This is a genomic window from Desertibacillus haloalkaliphilus (assembly GCF_019039105.1).
Lineage (GTDB): Bacteria > Bacillota > Bacilli > Bacillales > KJ1-10-99 > Desertibacillus > Desertibacillus haloalkaliphilus.
The window spans coordinates 199,153-220,006 of record NZ_JAHPIV010000001.1 but is presented as its reverse complement, the minus strand read 5'-3'; the positions used below and the strand labels follow the sequence as shown (position 1 = coordinate 220,006).

The following is a 20,854-nucleotide window of genomic DNA, read 5'->3' as shown; positions in this document are numbered from 1 at the left end:
GCCTTTCAAGAAAATGGTGGCTGGAAAAGTGATTTTGGGTAATGGCTGAGCCATTTCGTGTGGAACGGTAACAATTAAGAAGGAAAAGAAAGCATAATCTATAAAATATAGAGAAGAAAAAAAGGGGAAGATGCAAGTGGGGTTTGTCCATTTACATGTTCATAGTGAATATAGTTTGTTAAAAGCGGCAGCAAGGGTTGATGATTTAGTTGCTCGAGCGAAGCAGTTGGGCTTTTCAGCGCTAGCACTTACCGACCAAAATGTCATGTACGGTGTGGTCCCGTTTTATAAAGCGTGTATAGAGGCTGGAATAAAGCCGATCATTGGTATTGAAGTTGATGTGACGACAACGGAGAAAGGAGACCGTAGACACAAACTCGTTCTCCTAGCCAAAAATAATCAAGGGTATGAGCAATTGATGAAGTTTGCAAGTCTTGCGCAAACAAATGAATATCATGAGCCAACTTTAAAAAAGGAACAGCTCATACCTACAAAGAACGTAATTGCGCTCGCTTCGTTTCATGGTGGTGAACCACAAGGGCACTTGATGAATGGTGACTTTCAACAAGCTAATGAATGTGTTAGCAATTATCAGTCTCTTTTTGGTGAGGAGAATGTTTACCTTGAAATTCAGCCTTCGAAAACAGCGATCGAAAAACAACTGATCAGTGACCTTGCAGCGTTGTCGAATCGGACAAACTGTTTGCTCGTGGCTTCAAATCATGTTCATTATGTAGATAAAGGCGATCATGTTGCCTATGAATGTTTACTAGCGATTGGTGAAGGAAGGCAAGTCACTGATCAACACCGGGAAGTTGCTAGTCTCGATTATTTGATGTCAGAGAGTGAGATCGAACAGAATTTACAAGACGTCCCTGAAGCATGTCAACGTAGTGGTGAAATAGCTGACCGTTGTCATGTAACGATTCCATTCGGTCAGGAGGTGTTACCGAAGTATCCGCTTCCTATGGAGGGTAGTGCCAAAGAATACTTACAACATCTGTGTGAACAAGGCCTTAAGAAACGATATTCGGTAATTACAGAAGAAATTAGGGCACGACTTAACTACGAACTTAGCATCATTAATGACATGAATTATACTGATTATTTTTTAATCGTCTGGGATTTTATGAATTATGCCCACCAACAAGGGATGATCACTGGACCAGGACGTGGTTCTGCGGCAGGCTCACTAGTGGCATATGTGTTAGAGATTACGAACGTCGATCCAATTCGTTATCGCTTATTGTTTGAAAGGTTCCTGAATCCTGAGCGAATTTCCATGCCTGATATTGATATCGATTTTCCTGACCGTAGGCGTGAGGAAGTGATTGATTATGTCGTCAATAAATATGGACATAGCCATGTCGCTCAAATTATTACCTTTGGTACCTTGGCAGCTAAAGCGGCCTTGCGTGACGTTGGGCGTGTGCTCGGGCTTGAGCAACGATTAATCGATTCGGCAGCTAAACAAATCCCGAGTTCCCCGGGGATTACCCTCAGTGAAGCGGTCAGAGGGAATGTTGAGCTGAAAAAGATGATCAGTCGGTCTGAGGAATTGAAACGATTGTTTCAATTGGCATCGAAAATTGAAGGCATCCCACGCCATGCTTCAACACATGCAGCAGGGATCGTTATTAGTCAAGATCCGTTGACAGCAGTTGTTCCCCTTCAAAGTGGACATGACCGGGTTCGTCTAACGCAGTACCCGATGGATGTATTAGAGGAATTAGGATTAGTAAAGATGGATTTTTTAGGGTTGAAAAATTTAACTCTTTTAGAACAAATGGTCACAATGATTGAACAGCAAACAGGGGAAACGGTCATCATTCAAGATCTCCCGCTTGATGATCCGAAGACGTTCGAGCTTCTAGGTAGAGGAGAGACGACGGGTGTTTTTCAACTAGAATCAGCAGGGATGCGTAGTGTACTTCAAAAACTAAAGCCTAACCGGTTTGAAGATATTGTTGCCGTTAATGCCCTCTACCGTCCGGGTCCAATGGAGCACATTCCTGATTACATTGAAGGTAAACACGGGCGACGACAAGTGACGTATCCACATCCTGACCTTAAGCCGATCTTGGCAGACACGTATGGGGTTATTGTTTATCAAGAACAAATTATGCAGATAGCAGCCACAATGGCTGGCTTTTCATTAGGGGAGGCCGATTTATTACGGCGTGCGGTTAGCAAGAAAAAACGTGAGGTTCTTGAAGAGGAACGTGTTCACTTTGTTCAAGGAGCAATAAATAAAGGATACGAACAGGCAACGGCTGAGGCTGTCTATGACTTAATTGTTCGATTTGCTAATTATGGTTTTAACCGCAGTCATGCAGTCGCCTACAGTGTGATTGCCTATCAGCTTGCATATATGAAAGCCAATTACCCATTAGCCTTTTACAGTTCGCTTTTAACGAATGCGATTGGGCTTGATGATAAGATTTCGCAATATGTGTTTGAAGCAAAACAACAGGGGATCCCGCTAGTAGCGCCATCGATTAATGGGAGTCAAGGGGCATTTATGGTCAAGGAACACTCGATTCAATTTGGATTAGCTGCGATCAAAGGTGTTGGTAGCCGTGCAGTTGCAGAAATTATTCAAAAGCGGACGTCTCCTTACCGTGATTTATTTGACTTCTGTACTCGTGTTGACTTGCGGCATGTCAACCGACGGGCCCTTGAGTCCTTGATCATTGCTGGTTGCTTTGATGAATTTGGGTACCACCGGGCACAGTTACTTGCAACACTAGAAGAAGCGATTGAATTCGGTCAGCGTAAGCAAGAGTCAAAAAGCAAAGGTGAGTTATTTCGCTCAGATGATGACAAGCCAATATATATTGATGTCCCGCCCTTTCAACATATTGAAATGCTAGACTATGAAAAATCGGTTCTTGGATTTTATCTATCAGGTCACCCAATTAGTGAATATGAGGAAATTCTTGCTTCTTATTCCCGTAGCACGATCGCAGCTGTAAAACAACAAACAGGGCGATCTACCCAACGTATTGCAGGGCTCATTGATCAACTGAAGAAAATTAATACGAAAAAGGGAGAAGAAATGGCATTTGCCGTGGTCAGTGATGAGTCTGCGGAGCTTGAGGTTGTCATCTTTCCGCGAAGCTATCAGGCGTATCGAAATGTGATCAAGAAAGGGGAACTTGTCTTTATTGAAGGTAAACGTGAACAGCAAGGGCAAGCATTGAAGTTCTTTGCCGAAAAAGTTGGTGCAGTGTCACAGTTATCAGCAAAGCCTGAGCGCTTGTTTTTAAAGATTGAACCTAGACATGAACAGGAAGGAATTTTACTAAACGTACAGAAGACGTTAAAACAATTTCCAGGCACGATTGAGGTTGTACTCTACTATGATCATGATCGTCAACTACGACGTTTGTCGGACGATTATCGTGTCAGTGGAACAGCGGCTTGTCTGGAACAGTTACAGAGGCTTTTGGGGGAAAAAAATGTTGTTTTAAATAGGGGATAAAGGGTGTACAGCTATCAGTGATTTGTTATAATAAAAGAAGTTTATGGGTGGTCAGACCAATCACCATTGTAAAGATATACTAAACCGAATGAAGAAGGAGAGTGACTCTGTTGTCAACGACAAGAGAAGAAGCACTACATATGCATCGCGTGAACCGAGGGAAATTAGAATCAAAATCAAAAATTCCAGTACGAAATGCTAGTGATTTAAGCCTAGCATATTCACCCGGAGTTGCTGAACCTTGTAAGGAGATTTTTGAGGATAAACAAAATGTTTACGAATATACGATGAAGGGTAACATGGTTGCTGTTGTATCTGATGGAACAGCCGTGTTAGGGCTCGGAAATATTGGACCAGAAGCAGCTCTTCCAGTTATGGAAGGAAAATCTGTTCTATTTAAATCATTTGCAGGTGTTGATGCCTTTCCGATTTGTTTAGATACAACAGATGTTGATAAAATCGTTGAAACGGTTAAGCTGCTTGAGCCGACGTTCGGTGGGGTTAACTTAGAAGACATTGCCGCACCTAACTGCTTTGAGATTGAAGAGCGTCTTAAGCGTGAAACGAATATTCCAGTGTTTCATGATGATCAACATGGAACAGCGATTGTAACGTTAGCAGGACTCATTAACGCACTTAAGTTAACAGGAAAATCAATGTCAGAAATTAAAGTTGTTGCTAATGGTGCTGGTGCTGCAGGAGTTGCAATTATCAAATTACTGCGAAGCATGGGCGTTCAAAACATTATTTTATGTGACTCAAAAGGCGCCATCTATGCAGATCGTCCGTATGGAATGAATGACATTAAAGCAGAAATGGCAGCTGTAACGAACCGTGATCGTCTAGAAGGTGAATTAGGTGATGTGATTGAGGGTGCCGACGTATTTATTGGTGTATCTGTTGCAGGTGCGCTAACAAAAGAAATGATCGAAAGCATGAATGATGATCCAATTATTTTTGCGATGGCTAATCCTGATCCAGAAATTATGCCCAAGGACGCTAAGGCTGCAGGAGCAAAAGTGATCGGAACAGGACGTTCGGACTTCCCGAACCAAGTGAATAACGTACTTGCTTTCCCAGGGATTTTCCGAGGAGCACTTGACGCACATGCGACACATATTAACGAAGAAATGAAGGTGGCTGCTGTGTACGCCATTGCAGATTTAGTCACTGAGAACAAACTTTCGGAAGACTTTGTTATTCCTGCTCCGTTTGATCCTGAGGTGGCACCTGCTGTTGCAGCGGCTGTTGCAAAAGCAGCCATGGAAACAGGAGTTGCTCGTAAAACGGTTGATCCACAACAAGTTGCTGAAAAAACAAGAAAATTGGCAATTATTGAAGAGTAGAGAGAAGGTGTTGAGCGACAAATGTCGTCAAAACCAGATAAAGTCTATATTGAAATCATCAAAGAAATCAATCAAATCATTCATAATGACCAGCTAAAAAGTGGTGACAAACTCCCATCTGAACGAGAGCTAAGCGATCGTCTTCAGGTGGGACGTTCGTCTGTTCGGGAGGGACTCAGGGCGTTAGAGCTTTTAGATTTGATTGAAACAAGACGCGGTGAAGGAACGTTTATTAAAAAAGGTGGGAGCTATCGTTTAGTGGATGTCATCCTATCCTTTATCCTGACCGATGAAAAGGCGCGTAAAGACTTATCGGAAACGAGGAAGATCGTTGAATTAGAGGCTCTGCGTTTGGCTTGTGATCGTATCAAACCTGGACAATTAGAGGAGCTCCGATCATTGATTAAACGGTCAAAGCAAGAGTGGGGTCACGGTGATTTTCCGGTCGAAGAAGACTATTTATTTCATAAAACAATTGTAGAGTCGTCGCAAAATCAATTGCTTCTTCATTTATGGATCCCGTTAGTTGAATACAATAAAGTGGCGATTAAAGCGTCCCTGCAACGTGAAGGCAGACCACTGATTTCAATTGCAGAGCACGAAGAGATTTATGAAGCATTAGTGGCGGGTGATAAAAGCAGGGCATTGAATTCGCTTGAATACCATTTAGAAAATAGTCGATTTTGAGCGTAATTTCTTGTACGTTCGTAAGTGGCAACCGATTGAAGCGTTGCAGATGCTTGTGATAAGATAAGGTATAATTTTAGACGGTTGTCTGAACCGTTTTTTGTTGTTAGCAAATTCAAGAGTTCATATAACGAAAGTTAAGAGGTGTGATTGTGTTAAAAGACTTTTTTTCGAAAAAGAAAAAGTATGCAACGATACCTTCTGAACGGGCAAAACAGGAAGTTCCAGAAGGGCTAATGAGCAAATGTCCATCTTGTCGTTCGATCATGTATACAAAAGAGTTGAAAAAGAATTTGCTCGTTTGTGATTCTTGTGGCTACCACCACCGGATGACGGCATATGAACGAATCGATAGTTTATTTGATGAGGGTACATTTATAGAATATGATCAAGGTATGATTGCACGCGATCCATTAGAGTTTCCAACCTATGAAGAGAAACTCGAAAAGGACCGTGAAAAAACGAACCTAAATGAAGCGATTGTAACAGGTGAAGGGACGCTCAATGGTTACTCTGCTGTCATTGGGGTTATGGATTCACGGTTTCGGATGGGAAGCATGGGTTCAGTTGTTGGTGAGAAAATTGCACGAGCGATTGAGCGGGCGATCGAAAATAACATGCCGTTTATTTTATTTTCAGCCTCTGGCGGTGCTAGAATGCAGGAGGGTGTTCTTAGTTTAATGCAAATGGCGAAAACGAGTGCAGCCTTAAAGAAGTTAAGCAACCACGGTGGGTTATTTATTTCAATCATGACACACCCGACAACAGGCGGGGTATCTGCTAGTTTTGCCTCCCTTGGTGATTATAATTTTGCCGAACCAGGTGCGTTAATTGGTTTTGCGGGACGTCGTATTATCGAGCAAACGATCCGTCAAGAGTTGCCAGATGACTTTCAAACAGCAGAATTTTTACTTAAGCATGGACAACTAGACCGCGTGATACCACGTGCGGAAATGAAGGATACATTAACGACGATATTAGATATTCATCAATAATGTTTTAGTGTAGGAGGTGAACAAGATGCCAGGAGAACTAGAATTTGAAAAACCAATTATTGAATTACGAGATAAGATTGCCGAATTAAAGGCATTTACAGAGGAAAAGGATATTGACCTTACCGATGAGATTACAAAGCTTGAGAACCGCTTACAGCAGCTTGAAAAGGATGTTTATGGAAACTTGCGTCCATGGGAGCGGGTGCAGATTGCGCGTCAAGGCGAACGACCAACGACACTCGATTATATCGACCGTCTGTTTACGGATTTCCTTGAGATGCATGGGGATCGTTTCTATGGTGATGATGAGGCGATTGTTGCCGGTATTGCCAAGTATAATGGTACACCAGTCACTGTGATTGGCCATCAACGTGGAAAAGATACCAAAGAAAACATTAGACGTAATTTCGGAATGCCTCATCCCGAAGGATACCGTAAAGCATTACGCTTAATGAAACAAGCAGAAAAGTTTGACCGTCCAATCATTTGCTTTATTGATACTAAAGGGGCCTATCCAGGGATGGCAGCTGAAGAGCGCGGACAAAGTGAAGCGATTGCTAAGAATTTATTAGAAATGGCTGGTCTTACGGTTCCGGTTGTTTGTGTTGTCATAGGAGAAGGTGGAAGTGGTGGTGCATTAGCACTTGGTGTTGGAAACCACATTCACATGCTTGAAAATTCTACATATTCAGTTATTTCTCCAGAAGGCGCTGCCGCTCTCCTCTGGAAAGATGCAACACTGGCGCAAAAGGCCGCTGAAACGATGAAAATTACGGCTCCAGATCTAAAGAAATTGGATGTCATCGATGAAATCATACCCGAAGTGAAGGGTGGAGCACATCGTGATGTAGATGAGCAAGCGAAAAGTATTGATAGTGTTCTTAAAAAGTCTCTCGATGAGCTGTCAAAGCTGACAAAAGAGGAGCTCGTTGAATCACGTTATAAAAAATACAAAAATATTGGACAATTTGCGTTTGTAAACGATATCATTGGCGCAAAATAAGGAAAAGTGCTTCTTGAAATAAGGGAAGCACTTTTCCTATTTGTGATGAATGCTATTGTTTTACGAATTTGAACGTGGTATTTTGAATATTGCAGTTTATAGTAGAGGAGGATAACTTATGAAGCGAATTGGTGTCCTAACGAGTGGAGGAGACTCTCCAGGTATGAATGCAGCCATTCGTGCAGTTGTTCGTAAAGCCATTTATCATGATGTTGAGGTGTATGGGATTTATTACGGTTATGCTGGACTCATTTCTGGAGACATTCAAAAGCTTGAAATCGGTTCTGTCGGCGATATTATCCATCGGGGCGGAACGATGTTATATACGGCGAGGTGTAAAGAGTTTCAGACCGAAGAAGGCCAAAAGAAAGCGATTGAGCAGCTAAATAAATTTGGTATCGAAGGGTTAGTTGTTATTGGTGGAGATGGTTCATTCCGCGGTGCGGAGAAACTGACAGAGCACGGCTTCCCGACAATCGGTGTACCAGGTACAATCGATAATGACATTCCGGGGACTGATTTTACAATTGGATTTGATACCGCTCTAAATACGGTCATTGATGCGATTGATAAAATTCGTGATACGGCTACCTCCCATGAACGTACATATGTTGTTGAGGTGATGGGACGAGATGCTGGTGACCTCGCTCTTTGGGCAGGTCTTGCAGACGGTGCTGAATCAATTCTCATTCCAGAAGAAGATTATCAAATGGAAGATATTGTAAAAAGATTGCAGCGCGGGAGCAATCGTGGTAAAAAACACAGTATTATACTTGTTGCTGAAGGTGTTGGCAGTGGTATTGATATCGGCCGAAAGATACAAGAAGCAACAGATTTTGAAACACGCGTGACCGTACTAGGGCATATTCAGCGTGGTGGATCTCCAACTGGGGTTGATCGTGTGCTTGCAAGTCGACTTGGCGCCAAGGCGGTAGAACTTTTATTAGAAGGAAAAGCAGGTAAAACGGTTGGTATTCAAAGCAACAAACTTGTTTATCATGACATTGCAGATGCACTTTCGCAAAAGCATGAAATTGACAGTGAAATGTATAAATTATCACAAGAATTATCGATATAAATATTACGAAGATCGAGGAGGACACTCATGAGAAAGACGAAAATCGTATGTACGATTGGCCCAGCGAGTGAAAGTAAAGACAAGTTAAAGCAACTGATTGAATCCGGTATGAATGTGGCGCGTTTAAACTTTTCCCATGGAGACTTTGAAGAGCATGGTGCTCGCATTAAGAGCATTCGTGAAGCAGCAGAAGAAGTAGGGAAGACCGTTGCCATTCTTCTTGATACGAAAGGCCCTGAAATTCGAACTCAAACCCTTGAAGGTGGTTCAGCAGAGCTTAAACAAGGACAAGATCTTATTGTTTCAATGAATGAAGTAGTTGGAAATGAAAACCAAATTTCGATTACTTATCCAGGCCTAGTCAATGATGTTCATGTCGGGTCTAAAATTTTACTTGATGATGGGCTCATTGAGCTAGAAGTCACTGAGGTCGGAAGCGACCAGCTGAAAACAAAAGTTTTAAACAATGGTACGCTTAAAAATAAGAAAGGCGTTAACGTTCCAAATGTAAGTGTGAACTTACCAGGAATCACTGAAAAAGACGCTGATGATATTCGTTTTGGGATTGAACAAGGTGTTGATTTTATCGCCGCTTCATTTGTACGACGTGCTTCTGATGTACTCGAAATTCGTGAGCTATTAGAAAAACATAACGCTGAAGATATCCATATTATTCCAAAGATCGAAAACCAAGAAGGTGTCGATAATATCGAAGAAATTCTTGAAGTTTCTGACGGGTTAATGGTGGCACGTGGTGACCTTGGTGTTGAAATTCCAGCCGAAGAAGTACCGCTTGTGCAAAAGATGTTAATTAAACGATGCAATGAGGTCGCGAAACCGGTGATTACAGCTACACAAATGCTCGATTCGATGCAGCGTAATCCGCGTCCTACAAGGGCGGAAGCAAGTGATGTAGCCAATGCGATTTTTGACGGCACAGATGCAATTATGCTATCGGGTGAGACAGCGGCTGGTGACTATCCAGTTGAAGCGGTCCAAACGATGAGTAACATTGCTAAAAAGACAGAAACAGCACTTAATTATGAACAGATGTTAAATCAACGCGTCAAAGAGAGTCAAACATCAATTACGAGTGCGATCAGTCAATCTGTTAGCCATGCCGCATTCAACCTTCAAGCAGCAGCGATTTTAACAGCAACGGAAAGTGGTTATACGGCCCGTGTGGTTGCAAAATATCGCCCGCGCTCACCGATTATTGCGGTAACGAGTCAGGAAAAGGTAATTCGTAAGTTAGCGCTTGTATGGGGTGTGATGCCTTTACAAGGACATACCGCGACGTCAACGGATGAAATGTTAGAAGTCACAGTACAAACATCCCTACAGTCAAATATGGTGAACCACGGGGATCTTGTTGTAATTACTGCTGGTGTACCTGTCGGTGAAACAGGAACAACTAATATCATGAAAGTGCATGTGATTGGCGAAGTCGCTGCAAAAGGTCAAGGAATCGGCCGTAAAACAGCGACAGGTAAAGTTATTGTTGCCAAAGATGCACAAGAAGCAAATGAGAAAATGGTTGAAGGTGCGATCCTAGTTACACCTGGCACGGATCGTGAAATGGTCCCTGCTTTTGAGAAGGCAGCAGCGGTCATTACAGAAGAAGGCGGTTTAACGTCTCATGCAGCTGTTGTCGGTCTAAACCTTAGTGTACCTGTCATTGTAGGTGTAACGACTGCGACAGAAACATTCTCTAATGGTGAACAGGTGACTGTTGATAGCTCACGTGGCCATATTTACAGAGGACAAGCAAGTGTTTTATAATGAATAAAAAAAGAGAAGGAGATGTATCTCCTTCTCTTTTTTCTAAAAGGGGAAAGAGTTCATGGGACGTATTCTCTTATTATTGATAATTATCGTACCGGCAACAGAAGTTGGTGTGTTAATTCTTTCAGGAAACTTAATCGGGATTTGGCCAACAGTGCTGTTAATTATTCTCACTGGTGTATTAGGGGCGTGGCTCGCCAAACGAGAAGGGATGCAAGCGATTCAATTAGCGCAAGTGCAAGCACAGCAAGGACAAATTCCAAGTGGCATGATTCTAGACGGAATTTGCATACTAATAGGTGGCGTCGTATTATTGACTCCAGGATTTATCACGGACTTGTTTGGATTTTTCTTACTCGTTCCGCAAACAAGAGCGATTGTTAAAGCCTTTTTGCAAAAACTGTTCGAGAAGATGATCAAAAATGGCAACTTTGTCTTTATTACAAGGCGGTAACTTCATATAAAAAAAGTAAGGACCCTTTTAGCTTCAACGGCTTAAGAGGGCCCTTATTTTTTTCCGATTACAAAATTTTTTAGATCAATAAAAACATTAGCGCGGTGCAAGGTTCGAATGAGAATAAGAACGGTTGGACCAATGAGTAGCCCAAGGAATCCGAAGAGTTGGAAGCCAGCAAATAATGAAACTAAAGTAGCGAGCGGATCAATTCCAATGTTTTGAGCCAGAATTTTCGGCTCCATTAACTGCCGTTGAAGTAAAACAATTGCATATAAGGTGGCAAGTCCAATCGTTAACGGCAATTGCCCTGAAAAGAATGTATAAATCATCCACGGTAAAAAAATCAGCCCTGTTCCTAAATAAGGAATAAGGTCAACAATCGCTATCAGGAGTGCGACGGTGACAGGGTACTCCACTTTTAGGATAAACAAACCAATCAACACGATCATACATGTCATTGAAATCAGAGTTAATTGTGCGAGCATAAAACCAAAAAAGGCTTGTTTTAGATCATACAATACATGTTTGAAGCTTTTCACCACTTTTTTAGGCGTCGTTTTTTCGATCATACTTGTCAACCTGTACCAATCTTTACTTATAAAAAATGTTGCTAAAAACGAAAAAATTAAAACCGTTGCCAGGTTTGGTAAAGAGAGTAACAGATCTGATAATCCAGTTAAGACTTGTTGAATCCAGTTGCTTACATTTGTAGCAATCTGTGAACTAAACGATTGGATATAATTCATGACAGTCGTTTTTTGACCAATGTCTAACGTGTTAAATAAACTTAAAAACTGATGATAGATCGGTAAGATTTCGGCGACAAAAAATGTCTCAAGGTAGTGCACTAATGTTTGAAAGTGATTGGGAACAGACTGTGCTAAATAATTTGATCCTGAAATGATTTCTGCAACGAGTAACGTTACCATCGCTGTAACGACAGCAAAGAGAAGGCAGAGAGTAATAATAACAGCTAAAACCCGTGGGATTTGCAAGCGACCTTCCAAAAAATTAACAAACGGATTCATGAGAAATGCAACAATAAAGCCAATGATAAAAGGGTATGTGATACTTGCAAGAAAGTAGCCTCCGGTAATAACGACAATCACTGTACCAACGACAATGATTAGCCTCATGCTTAATGTGAGGATATGGTGGTTCAATTCTTTGTACCTCCTCAACCTAAAAAGTGTCCGTTGATCGAGACGGTGATGCACATGTACGATTCCAATATTCATGTTTATGCTTGTACAGCAAAGGATATGTGTGTAAGGAGTCTGTACTATAATAGGCGTGGATTATCACCTAATACAAAACATAGCTAATCGATAAAAAATATGGTATTCTATAAAAGGGATTGCCTATGAGGAAGGATGGACAGTTAACTTGATATCACAAGCAACACTATTTATGTTTGTCTTACTAGCAATCAGCTTGATTGTGAAAAATCAATCTTTAATGGTTGCTGTTATGGCCTTATTAGTAATCAAATGGATTGGAATTGGCGATAAATTATTCCCTCTTATTCAACAAAAAGGAATTAATTGGGGAGTAACAGTGATTACGATTGCAGTGCTAGTCCCGATTGTAACTGGTGAAATTGGCTTTAAACAATTAACCGAGGCAGTTAAATCTTCATATGCGTGGATTGCACTTGGCTCGGGAATACTTGTTGCGTTAATTGCCTCAAACGGGATTGAATTATTGCAAAATGACCCTCATATTACTGCGGCGTTAGTATTTGGTACGATATTAGCGGTAGCTTTATTTAATGGAGTTGCAGTTGGTCCACTAATTGGCGCGGGTATCGCATATTTAGCAATGAGAGTCGTTGAGTTTTTCGGATCGATGGGGGGATAACTCTCATCCTTCTAAATTATTTTCTGAAAAATATAACTTATCTAATTTTTAGAAATACAACAAAGATTTTCAGGAAAACGTTCACAAAACTTTAAAAAATGTTTATAATTAAGTTGATTGAAAGACTTCCTTCCTACATAGCGTTAATGAAAGATTGTTTGCATAATAGTTTTCACAAATGTTGCTGTGGGAGCTAAAGTAAATTAGGGTAAAGGAGAGGTTGAAATGAGTACAACTCGTGGTCTCGAAGGGATTGTTGCAACAACGTCAAGTGTAAGTTCTATTATTGATAACGTTTTAACGTATCAAGGCTATAATATTGATGATTTGGCTAACAATGCAAGCTTTGAAGAGGTAATCTTCTTGCTTTGGAATGGGAGACTTCCGAAACAAGCTGAGCTTACTGAGCTGACACAACAGCTTGCTGAAAATGCAGAAGTGCCTCAAGAAATTTTCGAACAAATGAAAGCGTATCCGATCGAGAAAGTACATCCGATGGCTGCTCTTCGTACAGCAGTTTCAAGCTTAGGGTTATATGATGAAGCTGCTGATGATATGAGTGAAGAGGCAAATCGTCAGAAAGCAATTCGTCTACAGGCGAAGGTGCCAACAATCATTGCTGCGTTTTCTCGAATTCGAGAAGGGAAAGAGCCTGTATCACCTCGTAAAGATTTAAGCTTTTCTGCGAACTTTCTTTACATGCTAAACGATAAGGAGCCTGACGAAATTTCAGAAAATGCAATCAATAAAGCGCTCGTACTTCATGCAGATCACGAGTTGAACGCCTCAACATTTACTGCTCGTGTGTGTGTAGCAACATTATCGGATGTCTATTCCGGGGTTACAGCAGCGATCGGAGCGTTAAAAGGACCATTACACGGTGGTGCAAATGAAGCTGTAATGGCAACACTGATGGAAATTGGTGACGTGGATAACGTTGAACCATATATCCGCAAAGCTCTAGATAACAAAGAGAAAATTATGGGATTTGGCCATAGAGTTTATAAAAATGGAGACCCTCGTGCGAAGCATTTAAAAGAAATGTCTAAACAATTAACGACAATTACCGGTGAAACAAAATGGTATGAGATGTCAACGAAAGTTGATAACATGGTGACTAGCGAGAAAGGTCTATTGCCAAATGTTGATTTTTACTCTGCTTCCGTATACCATAGTCTTGGTATTAAACATGATTTATTCACACCAATTTTTGCAATGAGTCGTGTATCAGGATGGTTAGCACATATTTTAGAACAGTATAGCAACAACCGCTTAATCCGTCCTCGCGCAGAGTACGTTGGTCCAGAAAAGCAAGTATATGTGCCAATCGACCAACGATAATTAGTGGTAGCTAGGAGGGATTTTCCCTCCTTGTACATATAAATCGTAACGATAGACGAGCATATCGTTGTCGTACGTAATTTTAGTAGGGAGGTAATTAGTTATGGCAAATGGAGAAAAAATTCAGGTTAATAATGGGAAACTAGATGTACCGAATAAACCAGTGATTCCTTACATTGAAGGAGATGGGATCGGTCCTGACATTTGGGCTGCTGCTTCACGTGTTATTGATGCTGCGGTTGAGAAGGCGTATAACGGTGAAAAGCAAATCGAATGGAAAGAAATCTTAGTAGGGGAAAAGGCATATAACCAAACAGGCGAATGGTTACCAGAAGAATCACTAGAAGCAATTCGTGAATATTTAATTGCAATTAAAGGACCTTTAACAACTCCAATTGGTGGAGGTATTCGTTCATTAAACGTTGCCTTACGTCAAAAACTAGATCTATTTACTTGTCTGCGTCCAGTACGTTATTTCACAGGTGTACCTTCTCCTGTTAAACGTCCAGAAGATACTGACATGGTTATTTTCCGTGAAAATACAGAAGATATCTATGCGGGGATTGAGTTTAAAGAAGGTTCTGAAGAAGTAAAGAAATTAATCGACTTCCTTCAAAATGAAATGGGAGCGACAAATATCCGTTTCCCTGAAACATCTGGTATCGGGGTTAAACCAGTATCAAAAGAGGGTACTGAGCGTCTTGTTCGTGCTGCGATTCAGTATGCAATCGATGAAGGCCGTAAGAGCGTAACATTAGTTCATAAAGGGAATATCATGAAATTTACAGAAGGTGCCTTCAAGAACTGGGGTTATGAACTTGCGGAAAGAGAATACGGAGATAAAGTATTTACGTGGGCTCAATATGATGAAATCGTTGAAAAAGAAGGAAAAGATGCAGCGAATAAAGCACAAGATGAAGCGGAAGCTGCAGGGAAAATCATCGTTAAAGATGCGATTGCTGATATCTTCTTACAACAAATCTTAACTCGTCCTGCTGAGTTTGATGTTGTTGCAACAATGAATCTAAATGGTGATTACATTTCTGATGCATTAGCTGCTCAAGTAGGTGGTATAGGTATCGCTCCAGGGGCGAACATCAACTATGAAAGCGGACATGCTATCTTTGAAGCTACACATGGAACTGCACCTAAATATGCAGGTCTTGATAAAGTGAACCCATCATCAGTTCTATTATCTGGTGAATTAATGCTTCGTCACCTTGGTTGGCATGAGGCTGCAGATAAGGTTATGGCTTCAATGGACAAGACGATTGCAAGTAAAGTTGTTACTTATGACTTTGCACGTCTCATGGACGGTGCAACAGAAGTGAAGTGTTCTGAGTTTGCAGATGAGTTAATCAAGAACCTTTAATATGGAATGAACAACGATTGAAAGGAGTGGAAACGCATGGCTATTAAACGTAGAAAAATCTCGGTTATTGGCGGTGGTTTTACAGGTGCTACGACGGCACTAATGGTTGCGCAAAAGGAACTAGGAGATGTCGTACTAGTTGATATTCCACAAATGGAAGACCCAACGAAAGGGAAAGCCTTAGATATGTTAGAATCTACCCCAGTTCAAGGTGTGGATGCTAACATAATTGGAACAGCTAACTATGAAGACACAGCTGGTTCTGATGTTGTTGTTATAACAGCTGGAATTGCGCGCAAGCCGGGCATGAGCCGTGATGACCTTGTGAGCACAAATGCTGGTATTATGAAGTCTGTAACAAAAGAAGTCGTCAAGCACTCTCCAGATTGTTACATTATCGTATTGACTAATCCAGCTGATGCGATGACATATGCGGTTTATAAAGAGTCTGGTTTTTCGAAAAACCGTGTAATCGGTCAATCTGGTGTGTTAGATACAGCTCGTTTCCGTACGTTTATTTCACAAGAATTGAACCTTTCCGTTGAAGATATTACTGGGTTTGTTCTTGGTGGACACGGTGATGACATGGTACCACTCGTACGTTATTCATATGCAGGCGGTATTCCACTTGAAAAATTAATTCCACAAGAGCGTCTTGATGAAATCGTTGAGCGCACTCGTAAAGGTGGGGGCGAAATTGTTGGTCTTCTTGGAAACGGAAGTGCTTACTACGCTCCAGCAGCTTCACTTACACAAATGGTAGAAGCAATTATCAAAGATAAAAAGCGCGTTCTACCGACCATTGCTTACCTAGAAGGTGAATATGGATATAAAGATTTATATCTTGGTGTCCCAACTATTCTAGGTGGAGACGGAATTGAAAAAGTCATTGAGTTAGAATTAACTGATGATGAAAAAGCGGCTTTAGACAAATCTGTCGCTTCCGTTCGGAGTGTAATGGAAGCTTTACCAAAAGAATAAAGGAAAGAAAGAAGGAAGGTCAGCGTACCTTTCTTCTTTTTTCAGTTTGGCTTTTATTCTAGTAAAGGTTCCCATTTTCTAGCATAGCCATGTTGATTTGATATAATAAAAAAGATAAGTTCAAGGGAGAATTATAAATAGAAAAAGCAGGTGAATATGATGACAAAAAGATTATTAGTTGTTGATGATGAAGAGTCCATTGTTACGTTGCTAACCTTTAATTTAGAAAAAGAAGGCTATGAAGTTGTAACGGCTTCTGATGGAGTGACTGCACTCGAACTTGCACAGACACAAGGTTTTGATTTGGCGATCTTAGATTTGATGATTCCTGAAATGGATGGGTTAGAAGTATGTAAACAAATGAGGCAAAATCATGTCTTAACACCGATTTTAATGCTGACAGCTAAGGATGATGAATTTGATAAAGTACTCGGCTTAGAGCTAGGTGCTGATGATTATATGACAAAACCATTTAGTCCGCGGGAAGTTGTTGCGAGAGTGAGAGCAATTTTACGAAGAGTCGGACATACTCAACAAGCTCCAGTACCAGAAAAACCGAAAACAACGACATTTACATTTGGAGATGTGACGATTTATCCTGAAAACTTTGAAGTGTTACTTAAGAATGAACCGTTAGAATTAACCCCAAAGGAATTTGAGTTATTACTTTACCTTGCTACATATAAAGGGAAAGTGTTAACAAGAGATCAACTATTAAATGCGGTTTGGAATTATGAGTTTGTTGGTGATACAAGAATTGTTGATGTCCATATAAGTCATTTACGAGAAAAAATAGAGCCTAATACAAGGAAACCAATCTATATTAAAACGATTCGTGGATTAGGATATAAACTCGAGGAGCCAAAACGAGATGAATAAATTTGGAAATCGTTTGATTATTGCCTTCTTAACAGTGATTTTTCTAGTATTAGTAGCACTAGGGCTAATTATTGGGCTAATTGTTAACGATTTTTATATTAATGAAGCATCTCTCTATAGCGAGCAACTGCTGTGGGTTGTCATTATTAGTAGTTTTACGTTTGCGTTTCTCGTCATTTCATCACTTTGTGTGAAAATCTTTAAACAAATGATCGAGCCGATTGAAGAGACGAAGACGGTGGCTCAACAATTAGCGAAAGGGGATTTTAAGGCAAGAATCCATGAATGGAAAAATGATGAGGTTGGACAGTTAAGTCAATCGATCAATGTGTTAGCACAAAATTTAGGCCAGATCACTAAAAGTCATCAGTCGCAACAAGCAGAGTTAGAAACGTTAATTGAGAACATGGGAAGTGGTTTATTGTTTATCAATGTGCGAGGTGACATTACGTTAATGAACCGCTCTTGTAAGGAGATGTTTTCAGAAAAAACAGACCAATGGGTGAATCAACTTTATTATAAAGTGATCAAACAAAAAGAAATTATAAAAATGGTTCAAGATATTTTTATGACTGAGGAGAAATGTCGCAAACAAGTGGAATTGACCTCGCACATAGAGGTTCGCCATGTGGAAGTATATGGCGCTCCGGTTGTTGGTGACGATTCCCGACTTCGTGGTCTCGTACTTGTTTTCCATGATATAACCGAGTTGAAAAAATTAGAACAAGTTCGTCGAGACTTTGTAGCAAACGTCTCACATGAGTTAAAGACGCCGGTAACCTCGATTAAAGGGTTTTCTGAAACGTTAATAGATGGTGCGATCCACCAGAAGGATGTTCGTGAGCAATTTATTACAATTATTTTGAAAGAAAGTGAACGGCTTCAAAATTTAATACAGGATTTACTTGAGTTGTCCAGAATTGAACAAGACTACTTTAAGCTGGAATTTCAGAAAACAAATGTAATTACCATCGTCAAGGACGCTGTCCTTTTATTAGAGGCCAAAGCTAAAGAGAAAAACATTGAGCTAACACACACGTATGAGGGCAATGCTGTTATTGATGGCGATCCAACTCGTATAAAACAAATTGTCATTAATTTAGTTAATAACAGTATTATGTACACACCGTCAGAAGGAAAGATTCATGTCTCTGTTCATGAAGTGGCAAGTGATGTAGTGCTAACCGTGACTGACACTGGGATTGGTATTAGCAATACGGAATTGCCACGAATTTTTGAACGATTTTATCGTGTCGACCGTGCCCGTAGCCGCAACTCTGGCGGAACGGGACTTGGGTTAGCGATCGTCAAACACTTAGTAGAAGCTCATCAGGCCAAAATTGATGTTGAAAGTGAGTTAGGGAATGGAACAACATTTAGTATCAGTTTTCAAAAGCAGCAACATCAAGACAAATGAGGTTCCCTCTTACCATTTTTGTTAATTATTCCTATGTTTTGGAAATAAACTATACTATAATTAAAGAGTGTTAGAATAAAAGTTTTTGAAACATACTGCTCTATCTAAACGTACATAGAGATGGAAGGATTTAAGGAGGGAAATAGATGGTAAGCATCAAGCAAATCATTATTGGGTTTGTTGCATTAATCGGTGTGGCCATTCTCGGTTTATTTTTAGTAACCGGTTGGTATACAGTCGATGAATCAGAACAAGCAGCACTAATTACATTTGGTAAAGTTGATGAGGAAGTGAGTGAACCAGGACTGCATTTTAAATTACCTTGGCCGATTCAAAAGGTTGAAGTTCTTTCGCGAGAAACATTTAGCTTGCGCGTTGGTTATGATGAAAGCGATGGTGAGGTGACGTCATACACAGATGAAGCGAAAATGATTACAGGTGATGAAAATATCTTATTCGCAGATCTCGTTGTTCAGTGGCGGATCACGAATCCGGAACAATACTTATTTAATACAAACCAACCGACAGAAGTGTTGTACAATGCAACCTCGGCCTCACTGAGGAGTGTGATCGGAAGTTCAGGAATTGATGATGCCTTAACAGATCAGCGTCCAGAAATTGAGGCAAGTGTTCGTGAGGGGTTAACCGAGCTCATTGATACCTATGAGATTGGGATCACAATTATGGATGTTAAACTGCAAGATGTAGAATTGCCAACTGAAGAGGTTCGCCGTGCATTTACAGAGGTGACCGATGCGCGTGAAGAGCGTCTGACGAAGATTAATGAAGCGGAGCGATATCGAAATCAGTTAATTAATGAAGCAGAAGGGGAAAAAGATGCGATTATGTCTCGGGCACAGGGGACACGAGCCGAACGTATTGAACGAGCGCGCGGGGATGTCGCTATGTTTGAGGCGTTGTATGACGAATATATTGCTAGCCCAGAAGTGACACGCCAGCGCCTTGTTCTCGAAACGTTAGAGCGCGTTCTACCAGGAACCGAAATCTATATTATGGATAGCAATAATGATACGGTAAGTTATTTACCGATACGACCGCTCGAAAGAAATGCTGGAGCGACTGATGGGGGTGCGAATTAAATGAGTGATGATAACATTGTTGATATCAATGAACGTCGATCAGGAGACGAGTGGAAACCTTACATTCGTGCTGGGATTGTTCTTGTTATTATTATTGCCATTGTAGCAACGATCATCAGTAACCTCTTTATTGTAGAGCAAGGTGAATACAAAGTTGTTCGACAATTCGGTGAGGTTGTTCGAATTGAAGAGGAACCTGGCTTAAGCTATAAAATTCCGTTTATCCAATCAGTCACCTCAATTCCAAAGTATCAAATGGTTTATGATGTGACTCCTGCTGAGATTAATACACGTGATAAAAAGCGAATGCTAGTTGATAATTATGCGGTATGGAAAGTCGATGACCCGCGTTTAATGATTTCCAATGCCCGTTCGTTGCAAAATGCAGAATCGATCATGGCGAATTTTATTTTTTCTGTGATTCGAGCTGAGTTAGGGCAATTAGACTATGATGAAATTATTAATGAGGAAAAATCAGCACGTGGAAACTTTAATGAGCGTGTCCTTGAGCAAGTGAATGAGTTGTTAGCCCGAGATAATTATGGTGTTTCATTAACAGATGTTCGAATGAAACGAACAGATTTACCAGAAGAGAACGAGCAAGCGGTTTATCGTCGAATGATTTCAGAGCGGCAATCGACGGCACAGGATTATTTATCGCAAGGGGATGCGGAAGCGAACCGAATCCGTGCGAATACCGATCGTGAAGTACAAGAAATCGAAGCAACAGCAACAGCTGATGCAAATGAGATTATCGGTGAAGGGGAAGCACGTGCGGCCCAAATCTATAATGAAGCATTTGGAAAAGACCCAGAGTTTTATAATTTGTATCGTACGCTGCAAACATATGAAGAAACCATTGATGGCGAAACGGTTATCGTCTTACCGTCAGATTCACCATATGCACGTATCCTTATGGGGTATGTAGATTAACACCTCACCTTTGCAAATGAATTGGACTGTCCAAGAAGGACTCGGGACAAAGCTAGTAAAATCGAGGCTGGGACAAAAGGCTGTTTACCTTTTGTCCTAGCTTTTTTTGGTCTAGCTGCAGGCGCCATCGTCTCGA

17 protein-coding genes are annotated in these 20,854 nt (G+C 40.9%); 16 read left to right on the top strand and 1 reads right to left on the bottom strand.

What is annotated here, in order from left to right; translation table 11 throughout:
* The first annotated feature begins 136 nt into the window (after positions 1-136).
* The 8 genes from dnaE to KH400_RS00970 all read left to right on the top strand — a co-directional run bounded on the left by dnaE (position 137) and on the right by KH400_RS00970 (position 10,832).
* A complete protein-coding gene (gene dnaE, locus KH400_RS01005) occupies positions 137-3,484 on the top strand; it encodes a DNA polymerase III subunit alpha (RefSeq protein WP_217221315.1) in 3,348 nt (1,115 codons plus the stop codon).
* 110 nt (positions 3,485-3,594) lie between these two features.
* A complete protein-coding gene (gene ystJ / locus KH400_RS01000) occupies positions 3,595-4,830 on the top strand; it encodes an NADP-dependent malic enzyme (RefSeq protein WP_281418617.1) in 1,236 nt (411 codons plus the stop codon).
* A gap of 21 nt (positions 4,831-4,851) precedes the next feature.
* Positions 4,852-5,517, top strand: a complete 666-nt coding sequence (locus tag KH400_RS00995) for a FadR/GntR family transcriptional regulator (protein WP_217221314.1) — start codon at positions 4,852-4,854, stop codon at positions 5,515-5,517.
* Between the two features lie 152 nt (positions 5,518-5,669).
* Positions 5,670-6,512, top strand: a complete 843-nt coding sequence (accD, locus tag KH400_RS00990; RefSeq protein ID WP_217221313.1) for an acetyl-CoA carboxylase, carboxyltransferase subunit beta — start codon at positions 5,670-5,672, stop codon at positions 6,510-6,512.
* 25 nt (positions 6,513-6,537) lie between these two features.
* Complete coding sequence (accA, locus tag KH400_RS00985; protein ID WP_217221312.1) at positions 6,538-7,515, top strand: acetyl-CoA carboxylase carboxyl transferase subunit alpha; 978 nt, start codon at positions 6,538-6,540, stop codon at positions 7,513-7,515.
* A 118-nt stretch (positions 7,516-7,633) separates the two neighbouring features.
* Entirely contained in the window at positions 7,634-8,593 is a 960-nt protein-coding gene (gene pfkA / locus KH400_RS00980) for a 6-phosphofructokinase (protein ID WP_217221311.1), read from the top strand.
* A gap of 27 nt (positions 8,594-8,620) precedes the next feature.
* On the top strand, positions 8,621-10,375 hold the full coding sequence (gene pyk / locus KH400_RS00975) for a pyruvate kinase (RefSeq protein ID WP_217221310.1): 1,755 nt from the start codon (positions 8,621-8,623) through the stop codon (positions 10,373-10,375).
* A gap of 61 nt (positions 10,376-10,436) precedes the next feature.
* A complete protein-coding gene (locus KH400_RS00970) occupies positions 10,437-10,832 on the top strand; it encodes an FxsA family protein (RefSeq protein WP_217221309.1) in 396 nt (131 codons plus the stop codon).
* Positions 10,833-10,885: 53 nt separating this feature from the next.
* Here KH400_RS00970 and ytvI read toward each other — a convergent pair whose 3' ends face one another.
* Positions 10,886-11,998 (bottom strand): sporulation integral membrane protein YtvI, encoded by a 1,113-nt coding sequence (gene ytvI, locus KH400_RS00965; protein WP_246589110.1) that lies wholly within the window; start codon positions 11,996-11,998, stop codon positions 10,886-10,888.
* Between the two features lie 223 nt (positions 11,999-12,221).
* Between ytvI and KH400_RS00960 the strand changes: the two genes are divergently transcribed.
* The 8 genes from KH400_RS00960 to hflC all read left to right on the top strand — a co-directional run bounded on the left by KH400_RS00960 (position 12,222) and on the right by hflC (position 20,718).
* Positions 12,222-12,695 carry a DUF441 domain-containing protein gene (locus KH400_RS00960; RefSeq protein WP_246589109.1) on the top strand — a complete coding sequence of 158 codons (474 nt, stop codon included), beginning with the start codon at positions 12,222-12,224 and terminating at the stop codon, positions 12,693-12,695.
* A gap of 225 nt (positions 12,696-12,920) precedes the next feature.
* Entirely contained in the window at positions 12,921-14,036 is a 1,116-nt protein-coding gene (citZ, locus tag KH400_RS00955) for a citrate synthase (protein ID WP_217221308.1), read from the top strand.
* Between the two features lie 103 nt (positions 14,037-14,139).
* Positions 14,140-15,408 (top strand): NADP-dependent isocitrate dehydrogenase, encoded by a 1,269-nt coding sequence (gene icd / locus KH400_RS00950; protein WP_217221307.1) that lies wholly within the window; start codon positions 14,140-14,142, stop codon positions 15,406-15,408.
* A gap of 36 nt (positions 15,409-15,444) precedes the next feature.
* Positions 15,445-16,389, top strand: a complete 945-nt coding sequence (mdh, locus tag KH400_RS00945; RefSeq protein WP_217221306.1) for a malate dehydrogenase — start codon at positions 15,445-15,447, stop codon at positions 16,387-16,389.
* A 159-nt stretch (positions 16,390-16,548) separates the two neighbouring features.
* Complete coding sequence (locus KH400_RS00940; RefSeq protein ID WP_217221544.1) at positions 16,549-17,268, top strand: response regulator transcription factor; 720 nt, start codon at positions 16,549-16,551, stop codon at positions 17,266-17,268.
* Positions 17,261-18,685 carry a two-component system histidine kinase PnpS gene (pnpS, locus tag KH400_RS00935; protein ID WP_217221305.1) on the top strand — a complete coding sequence of 475 codons (1,425 nt, stop codon included), beginning with the start codon at positions 17,261-17,263 and terminating at the stop codon, positions 18,683-18,685. The genes KH400_RS00940 and pnpS overlap by 8 nt, the downstream gene beginning before the upstream one ends.
* Positions 18,686-18,831: 146 nt before the next feature.
* Entirely contained in the window at positions 18,832-19,785 is a 954-nt protein-coding gene (hflK, locus tag KH400_RS00930; RefSeq protein WP_217221304.1) for an FtsH protease activity modulator HflK, read from the top strand.
* Positions 19,786-20,718, top strand: coding sequence for a protease modulator HflC (hflC, locus tag KH400_RS00925; protein WP_217221303.1), 933 nt, complete (start codon positions 19,786-19,788; stop codon positions 20,716-20,718).
* Positions 20,719-20,854: the final 136 nt, after the last annotated feature.